The sequence below is a fragment of the Edaphobacter sp. 12200R-103 genome (assembly GCF_010093025.1).
Classification (GTDB): domain Bacteria; phylum Acidobacteriota; class Terriglobia; order Terriglobales; family Acidobacteriaceae; genus Edaphobacter.
Map to the genome: position 1 here is coordinate 327,035 of NZ_CP048114.1, position 19,639 is coordinate 346,673.

Consider the following 19,639-nt stretch of genomic DNA (forward strand, 5'->3'; position numbering starts at 1 on the left):
AGAAATCACAAGTATTTCCCCGCCGGCTCTAACGAATCCGCGGGGACGCAAATCGAAGATTATTGTCTATCGGTCAGTGCAGCGACGCCGGGAAGCACTTTACCTTCGAGAAACTCAAGGGAGGCCCCACCGCCGGTGGAGATGTGGCTGATCTTGTCGGAGACTCCTGACTTGTGAACTGCAGCGACTGAGTCGCCACCGCCAACGATGCTGGTTGCGTCACGATTGGCAGCGACGGCCTTTGCGATGGCGTTGGTCCCCTTCGCGAAAGCGGGCATCTCGAAGACGCCCATGGGGCCGTTCCAGACGATGGTGATGGCGTCGGCGATCTCTTTGCTGAAGAGATCGATGGAGGCCGGACCGATGTCCAGCCCCATCCAGTCAGCAGGGAAGGGGGCGCCACCGGAGAAGATTTGGGTCTTTGCATCGGCGGCGAACTTGTCGGCGAGGACATGATCGATGGGCAGCAAAAGATTAACGCCCTTCTTTGCAGCCTTGTCGAGAGCCGCCTTGGCGACGTCGATCTTGTCGGCCTCGACGAGCGATTTGCCGGTAGTCTGGCCCTTGGCGTTGAGGAAGGTATAGGCCATACCTCCTCCGATAATCAGCGAGGTGGCGCGATCGAGAAGGCTGTCGATGACATCAATTTTGTCAGAAACCTTGGCACCGCCGATGATGGCGACGAAGGGTTTGATGGGATCGCTGACGGCCTTGCTGAGGTAAGTCAATTCCTTTTCCATTAGGAGTCCGGCAGCAGAGACGGGAACGTAGTGAGTAATGCCTTCGGTGGAGGCGTGGGCGCGGTGGGCGCTGCCGAAGGCGTCGTTGATGTAGACGTCGCAGAGCGAGGCGAGCTGACGGGCGAACTCGGGATCGTTCTTCTCCTCCTCGGCATGGAAGCGGAGGTTTTCAAGCAGGAGAGGCTGACCGGGCTCGAGGTTGCCGACCATCTCGGTGGCGATGTCGCCGATGCAGTCGGGGGAGAAGGCCACATTCTCATCTTCGCCGAGAACGTGATCGAGCAGCTCGCGCAGGCGATCGACGACGGGACGAAGGCTCATGGAGGGCACAACCTTGCCCTTGGGACGGCCGAGATGCGAGCAGAGGATGACGCGGGCCTTGCGCCGGAGCGCGTACTCGATGGTGGGAATGGTTTCGCGAATGCGGGTGTCGTCGGTGATGCGGGGAGCGCTATCGGGACCATCGGCCGCGAGAGGAACGTTGAAGTCGACGCGGATGAGAACACGTTTATTGGTGAGATCCAGGTCGCGGATAGACAGCTTCGACATTTTGAAGTCCTTTTCTGAAGATGTTTGGAGCGGCTCAGCAGAAGCCAGACCCGTTCGACACTCCATCATATCGGTTCGACGGGTTATGGACGCGGTGAGGTGATCCGTCCAGCGTGTTCCGGGGTTTCTATTCAGGGATGAGGGCGTCAGCTTCAATCTCGATACGCCAGCGTGGGTCGAGCAACGCTTTGACCACGACCATGGTTGCCGCCGGACGGATGAGGGAGAAGAACTTGCCGTGAACGCGGCCCGCAATCTCCCAGTCCTCGGTGCGAGTGATATACATGCGGGTGCGGTAGACGTGCTCAATGGAAGAACCGGCATTTTTGAGCGCAGCGGCGATGAGGGTGAGGCACTGATCGGTCTGCTCGGCCACGTCCTGGTCGTCTGCTCCTACAGGACCGGTTCCGGAGACGTGAACGGAGTTGCCGAGGCGAACGGCTCGGGAGAAGCCGATAACAGGCTCGTAGGGGCTTGTACCGGGAATGTTGGTGCGGGTCATAGATGGATTGTACGGCTGTTGATAGGGTTATCGTCGGCGGCAATTGGGAGGTAGGGACAAGTGTGTTTTTCCGCAGCAGCGAATTTTGTGGGCAGTGCCGTGCTTGGGGCTGTCGGTGTGGTGACGCTTACCAAGGTGAAACATAAGCGGGAGCTGCTGTTTGCATCGCTGCCGACGCTCTTTGCCGTCCACCAGTTTATCGAAGGGTTTGTCTGGCTCGGCCTGGATGGTGTTCTTTCTCCTGGGGTGACGCACAAGATGGGCGCAGCGTTCATGCTGTACGCGCAGGGCCTGCTGCCATTCCTGATTCCGTTGGGCGTGCTGTTGTTTGAACCGAACCAGAAGAGCCGCAGGCGTATGTTGCCATTTCTTGCATTGGGTACAGGAACAACGTTGTACATGCTATGGGCACTGATTGCCTATCCGATGCAGATCTTCGTCAAGAATCACAGCATCGTTTACATCAATGATGGGACGAACAATACGGTGCTTGCCGTGCTGTATGTAATCGCGACATGCGGCTCGCTGTTCTTCTCGAAGATTCGGGATATGGTGATCTTCGGCGCAGCGAATCTGGCGATTCTGCTGGTTGTGATGGCGGTGAAACGGTATGCCTTCACGTCTCTATGGTGTGCCTATGCTGCGGGAGCCAGCGTGATTATTCTGGCTTATTTCTGGAAGAGCCAGCTGAAGAGACCGTTTCCGTATGGTGAGGCTATCTGGGGATAAAAACAATGAGAAAGGCGCGGAGCCATATTAAATGGCTCCGCGCCTTTCTCATTTGATCAAACTAGAGCCCCTTCTTCACCAGGAAGAGAATCAAGTCTTTGACGCGGTTGGAGTAGCCCCACTCGTTGTCGTACCAGCTGATGATCTTACCGGTGTTGCCGATGACCTTGGTCAGCTTGGAGTCGAAGATGGAGGAGAGCGGGTTTCCGCGGAAGTCGCTGGAGACGAGCTCTTCTTCGGTGTAACCGAGGATTCCCTTCATCGGGCCTTCCGCAGCAGCCTTGATGGCGGCGTTGATGCTCTCGACCGACACGGGCTTCTCGGCCAGGAAGGTGAGGTCGACGACGGAGACGGTCGGGGTCGGGACGCGGATGGAGAAGCCGTCGAGCTTGCCGGCCATCTCCGGGATGACCAGCTTGAGGGCCTTGGCGGCGCCGGTGCTGGTGGGGATCATCGACAGGGCAGCGGCACGGGCGCGGCGCAGATCCTTGTGCGGAGCGTCGAGCACAACCTGGTCGTTGGTGTAGCTGTGGATCGTGTTCATCAGGCCGTTGACGATACCGAAGTTGTCGTTCAGCACCTTCACGACGGGCGCCAGGCAGTTCGTCGTGCAGCTGGCGTTGGAGATGACGTTGTGCTTCGCCGGGTCATACTTGCCTTCGTTGACGCCCAGAACGATGGTGATGTCCTCGTTGCTGGCCGGGGCGGAGATGATGACCTTCTTGACGGTGGAACCGAGGTGGGCCTTGGCCTTCTCCGCGTCGGTAAAGAAGCCGGTGGATTCAACTACGACCTGGGCGCCGACGGAGGCCCAGTCCAGCTTGGAGGGGTCGCGCTCGGCGAACACCTTGACCTGCTTGCCATCGATGGAGATGTAGTCGGGGCCGTGCTTGATGTCGTGGTGGAGATTGCCGAGGATGGAGTCGTACTTGAGCAGATGAGCGAGCGTGGCCGGCGTGGTCAGGTCATTGACGGCGACAAACTCGATGTCAGGGTTTCCGAGAGCGCTGCGGAAGACGTTCCGCCCGATGCGGCCGAAGCCGTTGATACCTACCTTTACAGCCATGTTTACGGTTGCTCCTATCGTTACCGGTTTGGTTGTTTACACGTTTTATCTATTGTAGAACGCCCAAAAGGCAGTCATCTTCACAACCGCACAAAAAGATGTCGGGGTATAAGCATCGGATGCTACCTGGTCGCCGGCAGCCGCAAAGGGAGAGGATGGTGCGTATCACAGGTGGTTCATGGATTTGCGAGCGGCTTTGGGCGTGTGTTACAAGCGACATATGCGCGATCTGCGCGAATGGATAAGCGAAAAGATGAGACGACGCCCAAGACGTGGACCGAATGATTCGGAGTCCACGGGCAAGAGCGGACAGGAACTGCCCGCAAATCAACCCGCTCCCCTGAGACCCTCCTATCCGGAGTCGGTCGCGAGCAGCGAGCCGGAACAGGCTGCGCCGCTGCCAGAAGAGGCGGCCCCGGAGATCGTGGCTCCTGCAGAGCCTGCGCCAGCCGATGTTGTGCCGGCGGCTCCTGAACAAAAGGTTGTCGTGGAGACCCAGCCGGACTCTGTCGCCGTTGCCCCGGCAGAGCAACCCCCGGTCAAATCCCCAAAGGGATACGTGGTGCTGACGATCGGCCTGCCAGGCTCAGGGAAGACGACATGGTACAAGCGCCGCGGTGTAGCCCCGCTTTCGAGCGATCTGCTGCGGACGATTCTCTTTGACGACATTACGGAGCAGCGCTACCAGGGGCTGGTTTTTTCAACCCTGCGTAGCCTGTTGCGTGCTCGGTTGATTGCCAAGATGCCCTGGAACTACGTGGATGCCACCAATCTGTCGCCACACGAACGCAGGCAGTGGATCCGGATGGCCAAGAGCTTCGGCTATGAGGTTCAGGCGGTCTTCTTCGATGTCCCTTTGGCGGTATGCATGGAACGGAATCGGAAGCGGGACCGCTCTGTCTCCGACGAGGTGATGGAGAAGATGTCGGAACGCCTGCGTCCGCCGAATTTCAAGGAAGGCTTCGACAAGATCACGATCGTCCGGGTAAAGGGACAGTCGGGGAGCTCTGTTGAGCCAGAGGTCGGCGGAGTTCAGCACGGAGCGGAGGCCGACCCGGAGGCCGCGCAGTAAGCAGACGAATACGGTAAGGGAGACAGAATGCCCACTCGAGGCGTCGAGTTCGCGAAGGTGAGCTATACGCCGGAAGGTGGGCTTCTTGTTTTGCGCGAGGTCTCGGTATCGCTTCCTGCGGGTTCAGTGACGGCTCTGCTGGGGCGCAGCGGTTCAGGCAAGACCACACTGCTGCGGCTGGTGAACGCTCTGGTGCGGCCGACCTCGGGCGAGGTGATGGTCGATGGCAGGCCTGTAGGAGCAATGCAGGCGCCGGAGGAACTGGTCAGTCTGCGGCGGGGAATTGGTTACGCGATTCAGGAGACCGGCTTGTTTCCGCACATGACCATTGAGCGCAATACCGCGCTCGGGCTGGAGCTGGAGGGAAGACCGCAGGGGGAGCGGGAACAGAGGAGCCGCGAGATTCTGGAGCAGGTGGGGCTGGATTTCGATCGGATACGGACCAGATTGCCCTGGCAACTTTCCGGCGGGCAAAGACAGAGAGTAGGCTTGGCCCGTGCGTTGGCGCTCGATCCTGCCGTGCTGTTGATGGACGAACCTTTTGGTGCGCTCGATCCACTGACGCGTGCTGAGATGCACGCTATGCTCAAAAGCCTTCTCGTACAGAAGCCGAGGACGGTTCTGATGGTGACTCATGACCTGAATGAGGCGCTGTTTCTTGCCGATCGCATCCTGATCCTTGCAGAGGGTGAGATCGTAGCCGACCTCGCTCCGGCAGAAGTGATGCGCTCCGAAAATCCTCATGTAAAGGATTATGTTTCTGCGGTAAACCAAATGATGTGGCAATGATTTCTATTCTGCAAAGATACGGCTGGGAGATCGCGAGGTTGACGTTCGAGCACCTGTGGCTCACTGTCAGCGCGATGCTGTTGGCCGTGGTCATCGGGCTGCCTGCGGGGATTCTGCTGACGCGGAGACCTCGCTGGGCGCGTCCGGTGATTGGGATAGCGAATGTCATCCAGACCGTTCCCAGTCTTGCGCTCTTCGGCCTGCTGCTGCCAGTGCCATGGCTGGGGGAGAATGCAGCCAGACTGGCCATTGTTGCGCTGACCGGCTATGCGCTTCTGCCGATTCTGCGCAATACCTATGTGGGAATTGAGAGCGTCAGTCCGGAGCTGATTGGCGTCGCCGATGCGCTGGGCATGACGGACTGGCAGAAGCTGCGGAAGGTGGAGCTTCCTATCGCAGCAAGCGTGATCCTGGCAGGGATACGGACTTCAACGGTCGTCTGCGTAGGCGTGGCGACGATCGCGGCGGCCATTGGAGCGGGTGGTCTGGGAGAGTTGATCTTTCGTGGCGTGGCGAGCGTAGACAATGGCCTGGTCCTCGCCGGGGCGGTTCCGGCGGCGCTGTTGGCGCTGGTGGCAGACGGTGGACTGGGCTGGATCGAGAAAAAGCTGGCGGTGCGCCAGTCATGAAAGATCGTCCTGCATTATGGACGAGGACCTTGCGGACCTTCTGTGGGCTGCTTTGCATCATGCTGATGTCGGCTGGTTGTGCTCCGCCTCGTTCTTCGCGGATTACGATTGGTGCGAAGAACTTTACCGAGCAGGTGGTGCTGGGCGAGCTGTTGGCGCAGGAGATTGAGGCCGTTACCGGACAGCCGGTAGACAGGCGGTTTTATCTGGCTGGAAGCTATCTCTGTCAGCAGGCCCTGATCAGCGGACGCATCGACGGGTATGTGGAGTACACCGGCACGGCGCTTACGGCGATTCTCAAACAGTCATTGCCTCCGATTGGGCAACGCGAGCAGGCCCGCGTCTTCAATACTGTGAAGCGGCTTTATGAGCAGCGGTATGACGTTCGCGTAGAAACGGGGCTGGGATTTCAGAATACGTTTGCGATGGTGGTCCGGTCCGACGATGCTAGAAAACTTCATCTGAGGACCATCTCAGACGCCGTTGCTCATGCGCTGCAGATGAAGCTTGGAGTTGGGTACGAGTTTGCAGAGAGGCCTGATGGGCTGCGCGGCCTGGAGCAAACCTACGGGCTGAAGTTCGATGGGGAGCCGAGGACGATGGACCTGGGCCTGCTTTACCGCGCGCTCACATCGGGCCAGGTGGATATGGTGGCGGGAAACTCGACGGATGGACCCATTAAGGCGCTGCATCTGGTCGCACTTGAAGATGACAAGCACTATTTTCCGCCCTACGAGGCAGTTCCTCTGATCCGCGAGGATTCTCTGAAGCGGCATCCGCAGATTCAGCTGGCGATGGACAGGCTGGCGGGAAAGGTCAGTGAAGACGAGATTCGGGAGATGAACGATGCTGTGGATGGTCAGCATCGGGATGTGGCTGAGGTGGTTCGAGAGTTTCGCCGCAGCAAGGGACTTTAGGTTTTCTGAGTAGGATAGGGAGTAGAGAGACGCGAGATCAGCATGGAGGTGCGGAAATGGCGCAAGAGCGGGTTGAGCCCTGGCTGCGGGGAACGTTGACCGACGTGGATGCCGTAAGGCGAGCCGTTTTGCATGCGCTGGAGCTGGCGGCGGAGGATGTAGCGCGCTGGTGCGATGGTTTGAACGGCGAGCAGATGGAGGAGCGGCCGCTGGGGCTGCCGACAGTAGGGTTTCACCTGCGGCATATCGCCCGATCTCTGGATCGTCTGCTGACGTATGCGGAGAATCAGCAGCTCTCCGAGCGGCAGTTGATGCTTTTGAAGACGGAAGACAAGGCTGTCGATCGTGAGGCGACTCTGATGGAGCTGGCTGAGGCGATCGAGGTTTCGACGAAGCGTGTGCTCTCCTTTTCAGAGAAGAGCTATGACCAGCCGCGCTTCGTCGGACGGAAGAAGCTGCCGACGACAGTTGGCGGTCTTCTGATTCACTGTGCCGATCATACGCAGCGTCATGTGGGGCAAGCGATCACAACCGCGAAGTTTGTGATCGCGTCGCGCGAAAGATAGAGCGGTTCTTGCCCCGGTTGGCTTGAGGATTGGTCCGTCTACGCCTGAGAGAAGTTAGAGGGAGGAACTCCGTATTCTGCCCGGAGGGGGCGTCGTTGCTCCGGGCAGAATACAGGAATTCTTCGCTTTGCTCAGAATGGCGACTTGCAAAGAGTTTCTTTGCGTTTGCTTTGCTCAGGATGGTGAATCGGAAGAGTAATTCTTCCTGGACACCTATCCGGTCATTTTATCGCTTGCGGTTGAGAAGGCCTCCCAGGACGCCACCTAACGGGTTGGACTGGTTCTGCTTGTTCTGGGTAGGTGTTTTGAAGGCGCTTGCTCCGCTCTTTATGGCTCCGTTGAGATTGGGAGCAAAAGTGGGATTCGAGGTCGTACCGCCAATCGCAACAGGAATTCCGTTGCGCAGCGCGGCAGTGGCGATTCCTCCCACACTGCCCGCAGCCCCGCCGTTTGGAATGAGGCCCATCAGCTGGCCGGCGATGCCACCGACACCAGGAGCGCTTCCTGCTTTTCCGGTTCCGACCAGGCCGGTGAGCTTAAGGATGACGTTATAGTTGAGCGCTCCTGATGCAGCCACGGTTCCCGCTCCTGTTGCTGTGCCAAGGGCCGGGACATCGAGCACAACATTGTCAGTGCGCACATTGCCGTCGACTACCCGGATATTGGCGCTGAGTGAGCGGATTGCCGTCATCGACCCTGTCTTGGCTCCAGTAAGTGCTGTGACGGTGGAGAGTTTGGAGCCGAGGTCAAATCCTGCGAGATTCGTGTTCTGAAGGCGGATGGGACCACTGATGATTGGGCTTGCCGTGGAACCCGTGACGTCGAGATTTGCGGTGAGGGTTCCTCCCTGCAGACGTGACCCGGTGGGCAGATGAACGCCGACGGAGGGAAGAAAGGACTGCAACTCGTCGATGGAAAGAGACTGACCCGAGACCTTGAGATTGAGGGCAGTCGTCGGTCCGCTGGTCTGATACGTCCCCTGCATGTTGACGACGGCGTGACCGATAGTGAGAGCGGCACTCTGGACCTGCCCAGTGAGCGTCTGCATATTCTGCGTGAGCGTCATCTGCAGATCGACTGGTTTTTGAGAGGGAGATCCATTGCGGGCAAGCTGAAGATTCTGCGCGTTTGCCGATAGGTTTGCGTTCAGTGTCCTGCCATCGGAGACCGCCTTCAGGTCAACATCGGCCAATCCGCTGACGCCGGTTTCGGAAGCAACCAGCCCACTCGATGCGAGGTCGATATGGTGCAGCGCGGCATGGGCGTTGAGAGGGGTGGATGCCGCATCGTCGTAGTTGATAGGACCTGCGGTTCCATCGGCGTTGAGAGAGCCCCCGCCAGGGATCTGCGCGGTGAGCTTGAAGGGAGAGGAGCCGGTCGGTGAGAGATTCGTAACCTCGGCATTGAGCTTCTGGTAGACAGCGGGTTTGGATTGCCCGGAGGTGAGCAGGGAGAGAGTTCCGTTTTTGACCTGGAGATGGTCCGCGACCATGGTGCTTAGCATGTCATTCTGATTGGGCTGTTTGGGCGGGACCGGCGCATTGGTCGGAGTGGCCTTACGGACGACATTGAGATTGGGAGTATCCACGACAAGGTTGGCGACGTGAAGCTGCTGCCCGTTCCAGGTGGCTTCGACGTCGATGGAGTTGATGGTGCCGGTGATGCCGGAACTTTGCTCAAGGAAGCCTGCGGCTACAGGGTCGAGGTGCTGGATGGAGAGTTTGGCTCCAAACGGCGTGAGCGATGCATCGGTCGCATTAATAGGACCGGCGTTGCCGTTCAGCGTAACCTTGCCATCGCCGGGGAGATGAGCTGAGACATTGAAGGGGAAGCTGCGGTCGAAGGCGAAGTTCTTCGCATTAAGGCTGACCTGGTCGTAAGTCCGCCTGATACCTGCTCCCTGACCGGTGGCAGGTTCGGTGGATACAGTCACCTCTCCATTGCTGATGTCGACATGGCCGACGGTGACGCCGGTCATAGAGCTGGATTGATCTGCCTTGGCAGGGGTTTTCGACGACGAAGAGCTTCCAATGGAGGAGTAGTTCCAGACGCCGTTGGCGTGACGGATCAGGTTGACTTTGGGTGCTTCGAGAGAAAAGCCGGTGATATGAATCTGCTTGCCGAAGATCAGAGGGATCATCTCGATATTGATCCGGACCTTTTGGGCCTGAAGGAATGGCTGGTTGCTAAAGGCAGGATCGTCGGAGACGGTGGCGTTCTGCGCGACGAGGCTGCCCGACCAGACCGAGAGGTCAAGCTGACCTAGCGTAATCTTGCGGCCGAGAGAGGCCGAGAGTTCGCTTTCGATGCGTGAACGGAAGCTATCGGCATTGAGAAACTGCGGAACGGCGATGGCTACCGCGATGACGAGGGCCAACAGACTGCCGAGGATAATCAGAAGAGTACGGTAACGGGATGCCATGAGCTATTCCTTTTTGGGATGAAGCTGAGCCCTATATCCTAGATGCGATGCAGTTTACCGGATGGCGGCTGCATAAAGCCGCGCCGCTATTTTCGAAGACGAAGGTTTATTTTTCCCATATTCATGTGGGCGGTCGAGACGAAGATAAACTGGGGGACGTGAAGAGGCTGGACTGGTTTGCCAATCAGCTGACCAGATGGCCCATCTTTTCGCGCTTGGTCTGCAGATAACGCTCGTTGGTGGGAACGGCGGGAATCTCAGCCGAGATGCGCTCTGTTACCTTGATCCCAGCCTGTTCCAGAGCCTCGACCTTGGCAGGATTGCTGGTGATGAGGCGAACGGCAGGAACTTTGAGGAGCTTGAGAATCTCGGCGGGAAGTTCGAACTCGCGGCAGTCTGCCTTGTAGCCCAGTTCAAGGTTTGCTTCGATGGTGTCGAGTCCCTGGTCCTGAAGTTCGTAGGCGCGAAGCTTGGCCATCAAGCCGATTCCACGACCCTCCTGCTGCTCGTAAAGAAGGATTCCTGAACCTGCTTCGGCGATCGTGGCGAGAGCCAGCTCTAATTGCTGACGGCAGTCGCAGCGCAGGGAATGAAAGACATCTCCGGTAAGGCATTGCGAATGAATGCGGACGATGGGAGGGGCGCTGTGGATGTCGCCCATAACAAGCGCGACCGCGCCTTCGATGCGTTGGCCGGAAACAGGCAGAGTGTCGTTGCAGGGCTCAGGATTATCCGTGATTCCTTCGAATCCGAGAATCCTGAAGTGTCCCCAGCGGGAGGGGAAGTCTGCATCGGCGACCTTATGGACGGCGGTAAAAGGCATCTCTCTTTGATTATACGGTTACTGTTCTCCTCTATTGGATTCGCCAGCCGACGATACGATGCAAAGGCGTAGAGTAAGGACGTGGCGCAGATCTCGCAATCTTTGATCCTGATAACCCTGCTGGTGGAGCTTGGTGTGGCCGCGGCGGTCTCAAGCTCGCTGGCGCGCTCGAAGAGGTTCAAGGATGCTCTGCTGGCCTCGCGAAGGACGTCGCGGCAGCGATATCAGCTGGTCGCCATGATCTGCGCACCCCTGGTCCTGGGTGTCCTGGTCAGGGTCAAGGTGCCGAACTTTCTCGCGGCTGACCTCTCCTTTCACACGACGCTTCTGGTGGGTATCCTGCTCGGCCCAGTGTCGGCGATGGCCGGTGGAACGGCGCTGGCCATTCCGGCGTTGTTGAACCACGAGTATTGGGCGCTGCCGGTGAACCTGGTCATTGCTGCTGTGGCCGGCACGTTCGTGCGCTTCGCGGATCCAGAGGACGTCTGGTCGTTTTCCCCCATGATCGATCTCAGCATCTACCGGTGGATCAGGAGAAATCTGCAGCGACCTCACCTGGATCGACAGGTGCTTCTGCTGGTCATGATTGCCGGCATGCAGTTCTGTGCAAGCATGATTTCGTGGTTCAGGCCGCGGCGTTACTTCAGCCTGCATTCCGGCGAGTGGTGGGTGGAGCTGTTGATCTGCGCCAATGCGCCGATCGTGGTTGGAATTCCGCTGAAGATCTGGAACGCGATCCGGGTGGAGCGGCAGTTTGAGGAGCAGGGCCGCCTGCTGCTGGAAGCTCGCCTGGACGCGCTGCAGCGCCAGATCAACCCGCATTTTCTGTTCAATACGCTGAATTCGATCACCTCGCTCGTGCGCTCACAGCCGGAGCTGGCGCGCGAGATGATTGTGAAATTGGCGAATATTCTGCGCGTGCTACTGAAGGACCGCGAGGCCTTCGTCCCCTTCCGGGAAGAGCTTGCCTTCACCGACGACTATCTGGACATTGAAGTGGTGCGCTTTGGAGCAAAACTGCGGGTCGTAAAGGAGATTTCACCAGAGACGCTGGACGTCATGGTTCCCGGCATGTTATTGCAGCCACTCATAGAGAACAGTATCAAGCACGGACTGGAACCGCGAATCAGCGGGGGAACAATCACGCTGCACAGCAGAATCGACGAAGACGGCATGCTGGTGATTGAAGTTGAGGATGACGGGGTGGGGATGTCCATTGAGAGGAACGACGTATCTGGCGCCGAGGCGCTGGTGCGGCAGGGCGCAGGCATCGGTATGAAGAATGTTCGCGAGCGGATGGAGGTGCAATATGGCGGTTCCGCAAGTGTGGAGATCAACAGTCGTCCCGGCAGGGGCACCAAGGTAACGTTGAGGATGCCGATGCTCGAGTCCAGCATGTGGTCCCAGAGCGGAATGCATATGCTGGAGGCCGCCGTGAATGTGATGGATGATGTGATCAGTCGCGCGACTCGCGCACGTAGTTGAGCCGGTATGAAGGTGGGATTTCGTAAGAGGAATGCAAACCGCAGATCCTTCGACCGTGCATCTCGCGATAAGGCTGCGAGATGCTTCGCTCAGGATGACACCTTCAATCAATTGTTGCGATTAAGCTTTCCAGTCAAATTTAGCCAGTCCGGCGTGTTCATACCGACGCGGTTTAGATAATCCATCTTGTGCGGCGATCAAGCATTCATTGGTTGCGATCAAGTACGCGCTGGTAGTACGCCTCGTAGAGAGGAATGATGCGGGTGGTGCAGAAGTTCTCCTGTGCAGTGCGTCGCGCCGCCTGTGACATCTTCTGAAGGCGGACGGGATCGTTGAGGAGCGCGATGGCAGCCTCCGCCATCGCGGCTACATCCCCGATCTTGAAGAGCATGCCGTTAGTGCCGTGATCGATCAGTTCGGGCACCCCGCCGACGCGGGTAGCGATGGCGGGCACCCCACAGGCCATCGCCTCCAGGGCGGCCAGGCCGAAAGATTCCATCTGGCTGGGCATCAGCATCAGGTCAGCCAGAGGGAGAAGATCGTGGACGTTGTCCTGCTTCCCCAGAAAATGAATCCGGTCCTGTATGCCATGCTGTAGCGCGAGATGTTCGGCGGCGCTGCGGTCCGGTCCATCTCCAATCAGCATCAGGCGTGCGGGTAAAGTCTTCGCCACGCGCGCGAAGACCTCGACGACATCGAGGACTCGCTTGACTGGGCGGAAATTGGAGAGATGCACGAAGAGGTGTTCGCCAGGCTCGGCAAAACGCGGACGCATCTCGGAGACTACTTGAGGTCGCGGGGCGTACAAGTCGCAATTGACGAAGTTGCGGATGACCTCGATCTCGCTATCGATGCCGAAGGCCTCGCGCGTCCGATCGCGCAGGTGCGATGAGATGGCCGTGACTCCATGGGAGCGTTCGATGCCGAAGCGAGTGATGGGGAGGTACGACGGATCAAGGCCGACGAGGGTGATATCGGTTCCATGCAGCGTGGTGATGAATGGCAGACGGCGGCGGCGCTCGACGATGGAATGTGCCTCAATCATCTGGCTGGCAAGCAGGGCGCTGACAGAGTGTGGAATGGCGTAATGGACGTGCAGGAGATCGAGCGAGTAGAAGTCCGCTACCTCAGCCATGCGGGTCGCCAGCGCGAGATCGTAAGGGGGATATTCAAAGAGAGGATAAGTGGAGGCGGAGACCTCGTGGAAGTGGATATTGGTTTCGCGCCCGGTGAGGCGAAAGGGCTGTGATGAGGTGATGAAGTGGACCTGGTGGCCGCGTGCTGCCAGTTCAATGCCCAGCTCCGTGGCGACGACGCCTGAGCCGCCGTAGGTGGGATAGCAGGTGATGCCGATCTTCATGGATGCTCCTGGATGCCTATGGGGCAGATGCGGTCAGCAGGACGGATGCCACCCAGCCGCCTGCCGTCTCGAACGCAATGCAGTTACGAGGATAGCCCGTAATCCGTTGCGGCGAGGTTACCGAAATGGATGAGCCGCGGCGGATTTGGTTGCGCCAATGCTGCGGGAATGACGGAAAGCAGAGCCTCCATTTCGACCTCGCGGTGATCTCGAAGCCGGGTTGCGACGCGAGCAAGGTCAGCATCGTTGTAGCCGGGGTGGCAGACGAGTTCGAAGTCGCCTTCGGCGGGGATGGTCCTTATGATCTCGGCAAGCGTTGCTGGATTGAGGTTGCCGGTCGCGGAGACCCCGAGGGCTCCGTGGGTGGTGACGATGGCGCCTTCGCGAAGCGCAGTATGGCGTTCGAATGCTGGACGAAGCTGGTTGAGGATACGAATCTGCGTGCGGCGCTTCAGGCCTGCGTGTGTGAGTTTCTGGGTAATCGCGGACTCGAAGGGATTGCGTATGGCGCGGATGCCTCCACGCTGAAGAACCTTGAGCAATGGGCGGGTCACCTGAGGAAACAGGTGTGTGTGCTTGTGGGTGTCCGCATGGGTGATGGAGAGACCGGCGAGCTGAAGTCTCTCGATCTGAGCCTCGGCTTCGCGCTCGATGTCGGCCTCGCTAATCTGGCCGCGCAGCAGTGCTTGTACGAAGGAGAGGAGAGAGGGACGGAAGCTGCGTCCGTCTGCGCCGATCAGTGAGGGGATCTTTGCAGGATCGGATGCCGGCACTCCGTCGGTGAGAACGACATGACATCCTACGCCCAGTGAGGGAGTCTGTCGGGCGGTCTGCACGGCGTCTTCAAACGCGGCGCCGGTTGCCATCAGGGTTGCGGAGGTCAGTACGCCTGCGCTGTGAAGCGATGCGATGGAGCGATTGATCCCCTTGGTAAGCCCAAAGTCGTCGGCGTTGATGATGAGGCGGGACGGCATCAATTTCGTCGTGGCCGGCCGCGATGCAAACTTGAGACGCACACCGGCTATCAAAATTCACTTTAGCAGGCTATGAGATAGCGGCCTAACTGCTTGTTGTTCCCGGCCGCATCGATACCATCCTTGTGGAGTGGATACGGTTCTGGCGGTGGACCTCGCGGATGGCCACCAGGAGCATGCCCGAGAAGGTAATCACAACCAGAACGGCGGCGCGAAACCCGTGGAGTTGGCTCGAGTCGCCGGAGAGCATCGCGAGGCCCAGAAAAACGAAGAAGAGGTGGGCGCAGAAGACTTCAAGGGACGCTTTCCCTAGAGTCAGAAATGGCTCGATGCTGATGATCCGTTTGACGATGCGACGCGATCCATAAAGGAAGATTGCGAAGGCAGCCAAATTCAGCAGGCGTAGCGGTCCTATCTGCCATTTATCGAGCTGCATCCCGAACGTCTGGGGGGTCAGGTGATGGCCGAACCACTCCTGACGCACACCCATGAAGAATAGGCACACGATCACGGAGGCCAGATACATCGTGTATGGCAGACGCGGCATGCTGAGCTTCCGTTCCGCGATGGAGGCCCCGAACCACAGCCCCAGAACCCAGACCAGCTGCCATGCGAATAGATTGAAGGCGCCGGTCTCCTGCAGAGGAACCTGCAGATGCGTGACTTTGACCAGGAGATCATGAGACCAGGCTTTAAGCCCGAACTGCGCCAGCAACCAGAGGGAGCCGCTACCGGCGAGAATCCATCTCCAGCCGTTGCGTGCAGCAAATGACAGGAGCAGAGGTGTAGCGAACATGAAGAGGATGTAGATGGGGAGAATATCGAGCAGGGGCGGGCAATAGATCAGTAGAAGCGAAGAGACAATGGCTGAGAAGGGGTGCGCAAGATAATAGTTCAGCAGGTTGACCAGCGCCGGCCGGTGAGCGTGCGCGGCTACCCTGGCGGCTACAGTGAAGGCAAACAGCAGCATGAAGAGGTGATAGCCGTAGATTCTGAACGTGCGTTTCCAGATACGCTGTTGCATCTGGTGGGGGTCTTTTCGCGCCCGGCGAATGGAGACCAATGCCAGCAAAAGAGCAGAGAGAAAGACGAAACCTTCAGCTGAGGAGACGAAGCCGAACGGTTGATTGACGTAGTCGCTTAGCCGGGTGGGCAGGTGATTGATCGTCATCCATACCAGGAAGAAGCCGCGCAGAGCGTCAAGCTCCGGACGCCGGCGGGAAAATCCGGCGGGAGGGGCCAAAGTCGTTGCTGTCGGTTCTACTTCGGTTGCCACCGGCTGCGCTCCTGTCCTTTATATGACGCTGACTGGCAGCGGAGGTTGCGGAACCGGATGTTCCTCTTAAGAGGATGCGACCATAAAGACATCTAATGATGGTGGAGGCTAGGGAATGGTCCTGAGAACGATAAGCAGCGAGTGGATTATCTGTCCTGGCTGCGGGAAAAAGCACGGCGAATGCTCTGACTGGGTGAAGAGTATGCCGCACCGGGAGCTTTGCTCCTGTGGAGCGGAGATGCTGTGCTGGTTAGAGACAGAGATTACCTATCATGCAGAGATGCAGGGCGGCTCGGAGAAGGGAGACGAGAAGCGTCGGAAGAAGAAATCGAAGAAGAAAGATGGGAAAAAGAAAAAAAAGAAAGATCGTAAGAAGCGCTAAAGTGGGCGACGCTCGCGTGGCCCACATTCTCTGGCTGAGTCGATCTTCAAAGAATGTGGGCACAGCGGCTGGTTAATGGTTAGTTGCAGCAGTTACTGCCGCTACAGCAGGAGGGTTGATCACAACACATAACGGCAGTTGCGGCTTGTGCCGAGAGCGATAGAAACAGAACGGCTAAAACTGCCAGTGAAAATGACTTGAATTTCATAAGAAGAATCTCCTTTTTGAGCAAGCGATTGATGGATATCGCATGCCGTCTCTCGGCATGCTGCTCATGGGGATAGGAGATACTTCTAAATGCGAAGATCGTCTTTGAGAGCAAAGACTGTACGTCGATATCGGAGTCCCGGAGTTAATTCGCAAATCGACGCAGTTATAGTCGGACTCGGGCGATGCCTCGCTGTATTCGAAGCCTGCGCAACAGGCCGGGATTGCTCCTGTTCACTTTTATCCTTTGACGCAATCGGTGCTGAGATGCTGCAACTGGGGCACGATACGTTCGAAGTATTTGCCGGCGGCGGGCAGCAGGGCGCTCGTTCGGGCTGACAGAGCGGAAACTCAGCGGAGGTGTGCTCAGCAAAAGCCGCCGTCGTAATCCACAGGCAGGCCAATAGGAGGGCCAGCAGGCGGCGACGATGGCTGAGTTGACTCACACTTAGACTTTAGCGCCTTCGCGAATGGAGAGCAATCGCACCGATGCTGTGAAATCACCTGTCAGGGGTGAATGGTGGGCAGAGAGGGACTCGAACCCCCGACATCCTGCTTGTAAGGCAGGCGCTCTAACCAACTGAGCTATCCGCCCACGTTTCAGGTGGGACTTGATCAGTGTATGAGAGTGAGGCGGTAGATGCAACGTGCGCGATCGAATCCACGGTGCAATTGCCATGCGCTCGTCTTCCCGGTATTGTCATCCCTTGTGTGGTTCTACCAACGTTTGAGGGAGAGGAAGCGGCAAATTCATGGGGATTCGTTTGCACTTTTGGGGAGCAGCACGGACAGTCACGGGCTCATCGCACCATCTGGAGTGCGCAGGTCGACAGATTCTGCTGGATTGCGGGCTCTTCCAGGGCAGGCGGCAGGATGCCCAGGAGATCAATCAGCATCTGGCGTTGACTCCCCAGGAGCTTGCCAGCGACGATGGAAAGGCACTGAGCGCGGTCGTGCTGTCGCATGCGCATATTGATCACAGCGGGAATCTTCCTGGCCTTGTAAAGCAGGGCTATCGTGGCCCGATCTATACCACGTCGGCGACCATCGACCTGTGCGACCCCATGCTGAAGGACAGCGCGCATATCCAGGAAGGCGATGCGGATTTCATGAACCGGCGTCGCTTTCGCCGCAGAATGGTGGGAGTTCCCGAGGGAGCTGAGCCATTTGCCCCGCTTTACACGCAGGATGATGCAGAGCAGGTGATGCGACAGATGCACGCCGTGAAGCTGCACGAGCCCACGCTGCTGGGGGGCTCGACCAAGGACGAAGGCTTCCGGGTGACGCTCTCGAACGCCGGCCACATGCTTGGATCGGCCTGCGTGCTGGTTGAGGCGATGGAGAAGGGACAAAAAACCAGGCTGCTGTTCTCCGGCGATGTAGGTAGAAAGAACCTTCCCATCATTCAGGATCCTGATGAGGCGCCGATAGCTGACTACCTGATTATGGAGAGCACCTACGGGAACCGCCTTCACCAGCCGCCCGGTCCGGTGAAGCAGAAGCTAGCCCGGCTGGTAAAGCGCGTCGCGGCCCGCGGTGGCAGGATCATCGTTCCGGCGTTCGCCGTCGAAAGGACACAGCAGCTGGTCATGCTTCTCCATCAGCTCACAGAGGAGAAGCAAATCCCAAATATTCCGATCTTCGTCGACAGCCCCCTGGCTACCAAGGTGACAGAAGCTTTCAAAACCCATACCGAGGATTGGGACCAGGAGATATGCAAGTTCTACCGCGAAGGCGTTGATCCATTTCAGTGGAGCAATCTCAAGTACACCCAGACCGTGCAGGAGAGTAAAGCGCTGAACGACCTGCGAATGCCCTACATCGTGATGTCGGCCTCCGGGATGTGCGAGGCCGGAAGAATTCTCCATCATCTGAAAAATGGCATTGAAGATCCGCGAAATCTGATCCTGATTACCGGTTATCAGGCGGCCAATACCCTGGGCCGCAAGCTGGTGCAAAGACTTCCGGAGGTCAACATCTTTGGCGAACCCATGCGGCTGCGCGCCGAGGTGGATTCCATCGGAGAACTGAGCGGTCACGCGGACCAGGCCGAGTTGCTCTCGTGGATGGAACCCGTAGTGAAGGGAGTGAAAAAAGTCTTCCTGGTGCATGGGGAGCCACAAGCGCAGGACGCGCTAAAAGAAGAGATTGAAAAGCGCTATAAGGTTGAGGTGGCCTGCCCGGCTCGTGGAGATCGGTTTGAGGTGAACTAGTTTCCGGGGCTTGAAGCCCTCCTGGCGCGGCTCAGAAGTTCGGAATCTCGAAAGGCCTCCGTCCCTCCGGGCCGCAGTGTTGAGATGCCTGCGGCCTGATTTCCTGCCCGGGCGCAGGCCTCCAGTGACTCTCCTTTGACGAAGCGCGAGAGAAAACCGGCATCAAAGCTGTCGCCTGCGCCGATGGTATCGACAGGCTCGACCTTGTCAGTGGGAATCTCCCATCGTTCAATGCCACGCTGCACGATCGCGCCTTGAGCACCGCACTTGACCGCGACGATTGGGACGCGCTCCGCAAGCCAGTGGATCGCCTGGCTAAGATCCTCCGTGCGGGCCATTCTGCGGGCTTCGTCTTCGTTCGGCAGAAGCAGGTCAATCTCAGGCAGCATGGCGAGGAAGGATTCGCCCCACAGGTCTTCCGGATCGTCATTGGTATCCAACGACACAGACATGCCTTGCTCGCGAAGGTTTCGGCATAATCCGGGGAGGCCGCTCTGCAGGTTCTTTTGCAGGAAAAAGGCGGAGACGTGGAAGTGCCTGGCCTGAAGAAGATAGTCCACGTTCAGCTCTTCGGTACTGAGATCCGCCAGTGTCCCCAGATAAGTGAGAATGTGCCGTGAGGAACCATGATGCAGCAGGATCGTAACTCCGGTCTGGCTGCCGTCCGTCGTCTGAATGCAATGCGAGAGATCGACGCCGGCCTGGTGGAGGCGATCAAGCGCAAGCACTCCCATCTCATCGCGGCCAACTTTGCCGATCATCCCCACCTTGCTTCCAAGCGCGGAGAGATTATGCGCGAGAATGGCAGAGGAGCCTCCGAGCGTGAGCCTGAAGTCGCTGGCGAGAAGCTCGCGCTCAAGTGGCATCTGCTGCGGAAGCCCGTAGAGGATGAGGTCAAGGTTGATGTCGCCGGCGATCGTTACGTCGAAGCTCTTCAT

At 58.3% G+C, this 19,639-nt stretch carries 18 protein-coding genes and 1 tRNA gene; 9 read left to right on the forward strand and 10 right to left on the reverse strand.

Annotated features, from left to right (window positions below; translation table 11 throughout):
• Positions 1-59: 59 nt before the first annotated feature.
• On the reverse strand, positions 60-1,289 hold the full coding sequence (gene pgk, locus GWR55_RS01450) for a phosphoglycerate kinase (RefSeq protein ID WP_162400671.1): 1,230 nt from the start codon (positions 1,287-1,289) through the stop codon (positions 60-62).
• Positions 1,290-1,416: 127 nt separating this feature from the next.
• Positions 1,417-1,791 carry a RidA family protein gene (locus GWR55_RS01455; RefSeq protein WP_162400672.1) on the reverse strand — a complete coding sequence of 125 codons (375 nt, stop codon included), beginning with the start codon at positions 1,789-1,791 and terminating at the stop codon, positions 1,417-1,419.
• A 60-nt stretch (positions 1,792-1,851) separates the two neighbouring features.
• On the opposite strand from GWR55_RS01455, the gene GWR55_RS01460 reads away from it, so the two are divergent.
• Positions 1,852-2,520 (forward strand): DUF6629 family protein, encoded by a 669-nt coding sequence (locus tag GWR55_RS01460; protein WP_162400673.1) that lies wholly within the window; start codon positions 1,852-1,854, stop codon positions 2,518-2,520.
• A 61-nt stretch (positions 2,521-2,581) separates the two neighbouring features.
• Here the strand turns inward: GWR55_RS01460 and gap are convergent, their stop codons facing one another.
• Positions 2,582-3,586: a type I glyceraldehyde-3-phosphate dehydrogenase gene (gap, locus tag GWR55_RS01465; RefSeq protein WP_162400674.1), complete on the reverse strand. Its 1,005-nt coding sequence runs from the start codon at positions 3,584-3,586 to the stop codon at positions 2,582-2,584.
• A gap of 253 nt (positions 3,587-3,839) precedes the next feature.
• Here gap and GWR55_RS01470 point away from each other — a divergent pair, with 253 nt between their 5' ends.
• The 5 genes from GWR55_RS01470 (at position 3,840) to GWR55_RS01490 (ending at position 7,559) form a co-directional block, all read left to right on the forward strand.
• Entirely contained in the window at positions 3,840-4,658 is an 819-nt protein-coding gene (locus GWR55_RS01470; RefSeq protein WP_162400675.1) for an ATP-binding protein, read from the forward strand.
• A gap of 27 nt (positions 4,659-4,685) precedes the next feature.
• A complete protein-coding gene (locus GWR55_RS01475; RefSeq protein ID WP_162400676.1) occupies positions 4,686-5,447 on the forward strand; it encodes an ATP-binding cassette domain-containing protein in 762 nt (253 codons plus the stop codon).
• The gene (locus GWR55_RS01480; protein ID WP_162400677.1) at positions 5,444-6,076 is read left to right on the forward strand and encodes an ABC transporter permease; all 633 of its coding nucleotides are present in this window, start codon (positions 5,444-5,446) and stop codon (positions 6,074-6,076) included. Before GWR55_RS01475 ends, GWR55_RS01480 begins: the two co-directional genes overlap by 4 nt.
• Positions 6,077-6,141: 65 nt before the next feature.
• Entirely contained in the window at positions 6,142-6,993 is an 852-nt protein-coding gene (locus GWR55_RS01485) for a glycine betaine ABC transporter substrate-binding protein (protein WP_370521290.1), read from the forward strand.
• A gap of 56 nt (positions 6,994-7,049) precedes the next feature.
• A complete protein-coding gene (locus tag GWR55_RS01490) occupies positions 7,050-7,559 on the forward strand; it encodes a DinB family protein (protein ID WP_162400679.1) in 510 nt (169 codons plus the stop codon).
• A 226-nt stretch (positions 7,560-7,785) separates the two neighbouring features.
• On the opposite strand, the gene GWR55_RS01495 is transcribed toward GWR55_RS01490, so the two are convergent.
• Positions 7,786-9,981, reverse strand: coding sequence for an AsmA family protein (locus GWR55_RS01495; protein ID WP_162400680.1), 2,196 nt, complete (start codon positions 9,979-9,981; stop codon positions 7,786-7,788).
• A 184-nt stretch (positions 9,982-10,165) separates the two neighbouring features.
• Positions 10,166-10,804 (reverse strand): GTP cyclohydrolase II, encoded by a 639-nt coding sequence (gene ribA / locus GWR55_RS01500; protein WP_162400681.1) that lies wholly within the window; start codon positions 10,802-10,804, stop codon positions 10,166-10,168.
• Positions 10,805-10,885: 81 nt separating this feature from the next.
• Here ribA and GWR55_RS01505 point away from each other — a divergent pair, with 81 nt between their 5' ends.
• Positions 10,886-12,289 (forward strand): sensor histidine kinase, encoded by a 1,404-nt coding sequence (locus GWR55_RS01505; protein WP_162400682.1) that lies wholly within the window; start codon positions 10,886-10,888, stop codon positions 12,287-12,289.
• Positions 12,290-12,494: 205 nt separating this feature from the next.
• Here the strand turns inward: GWR55_RS01505 and bshA are convergent, their stop codons facing one another.
• The 3 genes from bshA to opgC form a co-directional block, all read right to left on the reverse strand.
• A complete protein-coding gene (gene bshA / locus GWR55_RS01510; protein ID WP_162400683.1) occupies positions 12,495-13,649 on the reverse strand; it encodes an N-acetyl-alpha-D-glucosaminyl L-malate synthase BshA in 1,155 nt (384 codons plus the stop codon).
• Between the two features lie 83 nt (positions 13,650-13,732).
• The gene (locus GWR55_RS01515) at positions 13,733-14,665 is read right to left on the reverse strand and encodes a ChbG/HpnK family deacetylase (protein WP_238398569.1); all 933 of its coding nucleotides are present in this window, start codon (positions 14,663-14,665) and stop codon (positions 13,733-13,735) included.
• A gap of 43 nt (positions 14,666-14,708) precedes the next feature.
• Positions 14,709-15,899: an OpgC domain-containing protein gene (gene opgC, locus GWR55_RS01520; protein WP_162400684.1), complete on the reverse strand. Its 1,191-nt coding sequence runs from the start codon at positions 15,897-15,899 to the stop codon at positions 14,709-14,711.
• A gap of 115 nt (positions 15,900-16,014) precedes the next feature.
• Between opgC and GWR55_RS01525 the strand changes: the two genes are divergently transcribed.
• On the forward strand, positions 16,015-16,281 hold the full coding sequence (locus GWR55_RS01525; RefSeq protein WP_162400685.1) for a hypothetical protein: 267 nt from the start codon (positions 16,015-16,017) through the stop codon (positions 16,279-16,281).
• Between the two features lie 725 nt (positions 16,282-17,006).
• On the opposite strand, the gene GWR55_RS01530 is transcribed toward GWR55_RS01525, so the two are convergent.
• A tRNA-Val gene (locus GWR55_RS01530) sits at positions 17,007-17,083 on the reverse strand.
• 157 nt (positions 17,084-17,240) lie between these two features.
• Between GWR55_RS01530 and GWR55_RS01535 the strand changes: the two genes are divergently transcribed.
• A complete protein-coding gene (locus GWR55_RS01535) occupies positions 17,241-18,701 on the forward strand; it encodes an MBL fold metallo-hydrolase RNA specificity domain-containing protein (RefSeq protein ID WP_162400686.1) in 1,461 nt (486 codons plus the stop codon).
• Here the strand turns inward: GWR55_RS01535 and GWR55_RS01540 are convergent.
• Positions 18,698-19,639: a carbohydrate kinase family protein gene (locus GWR55_RS01540; RefSeq protein WP_162400687.1), complete on the reverse strand. Its 942-nt coding sequence runs from the start codon at positions 19,637-19,639 to the stop codon at positions 18,698-18,700. The two genes, GWR55_RS01535 and GWR55_RS01540, sit on opposite strands and share 4 nt — an antisense overlap.

Excerpts from the sequence above, each read along its gene's own strand:
- GWR55_RS01480 (WP_162400677.1), top strand. The coding sequence starts at position 5,444 with ATGATTTCTATTCTGCAAAGATACGGCTGGGAGATCGCGAGGTTGACG.
- pgk (WP_162400671.1), bottom strand. The coding sequence starts at position 1,289 with ATGTCGAAGCTGTCTATCCGCGACCTGGATCTCACCAATAAACGTGTT.
- GWR55_RS01540 (WP_162400687.1), bottom strand. The coding sequence starts at position 19,639 with ATGAAGAGCTTCGACGTAACGATCGCCGGCGACATCAACCTTGACCTC.
- GWR55_RS01475 (WP_162400676.1), top strand. The coding sequence starts at position 4,686 with ATGCCCACTCGAGGCGTCGAGTTCGCGAAGGTGAGCTATACGCCGGAA.
- GWR55_RS01470 (WP_162400675.1), top strand. The coding sequence starts at position 3,840 with ATGAGACGACGCCCAAGACGTGGACCGAATGATTCGGAGTCCACGGGC.
- GWR55_RS01525 (WP_162400685.1), top strand. The coding sequence starts at position 16,015 with ATGGTCCTGAGAACGATAAGCAGCGAGTGGATTATCTGTCCTGGCTGC.
- GWR55_RS01535 (WP_162400686.1), top strand. The coding sequence starts at position 17,241 with ATGGGGATTCGTTTGCACTTTTGGGGAGCAGCACGGACAGTCACGGGC.
- gap (WP_162400674.1), bottom strand. The coding sequence starts at position 3,586 with ATGGCTGTAAAGGTAGGTATCAACGGCTTCGGCCGCATCGGGCGGAAC.
- bshA (WP_162400683.1), bottom strand. The coding sequence starts at position 13,649 with ATGAAGATCGGCATCACCTGCTATCCCACCTACGGCGGCTCAGGCGTC.
- GWR55_RS01455 (WP_162400672.1), bottom strand. The coding sequence starts at position 1,791 with ATGACCCGCACCAACATTCCCGGTACAAGCCCCTACGAGCCTGTTATC.
- GWR55_RS01485 (WP_370521290.1), top strand. The coding sequence starts at position 6,142 with ATGTCGGCTGGTTGTGCTCCGCCTCGTTCTTCGCGGATTACGATTGGT.
- GWR55_RS01490 (WP_162400679.1), top strand. The coding sequence starts at position 7,050 with ATGGCGCAAGAGCGGGTTGAGCCCTGGCTGCGGGGAACGTTGACCGAC.
- GWR55_RS01495 (WP_162400680.1), bottom strand. The coding sequence starts at position 9,981 with ATGGCATCCCGTTACCGTACTCTTCTGATTATCCTCGGCAGTCTGTTG.
- ribA (WP_162400681.1), bottom strand. The coding sequence starts at position 10,804 with ATGCCTTTTACCGCCGTCCATAAGGTCGCCGATGCAGACTTCCCCTCC.